Origin of the sequence: Brevibacterium sp. SIMBA_078 (genome assembly GCF_046534565.1) — a bacterium.
Classification (GTDB): Bacteria; Actinomycetota; Actinomycetes; order Actinomycetales; family Brevibacteriaceae; genus Brevibacterium.
On sequence record NZ_JAWRYQ010000319.1, the window covers coordinates 1 to 262 of the forward strand.

1 protein-coding gene is annotated in these 262 nt (G+C 38.5%); it reads right to left on the reverse strand.

The window, feature by feature from the left end:
• On the reverse strand, positions 1–262 hold a 262-nt coding region (locus SB749_RS19875; RefSeq protein ID WP_410711822.1), incomplete at both ends, for an SURF1 family protein.

Here is a 262-nt window from a genome sequence, read left to right on the forward strand (position 1 = left end):
CCCAACCTAAATTAACTAATAAAAAGCGCGACTCATCAGGTAATTTTAATAATGTCAGTAAGTCGTATCCAACCTGACCATTATAAATTTGGTTATCGAGCAGCCAATAATTATTGGTATCAAAATAACCACTCAAAGAAACTAATACCCCGGTTTTATTCCACTCTTTTGGCAGCTGTTGCAACTGTGCCCAGCTCATAACTCCTTGCTGCTGAATATTTTCAATGGCATTAAGCTGTTGTTGCTTTTGATCTGCGCGCTG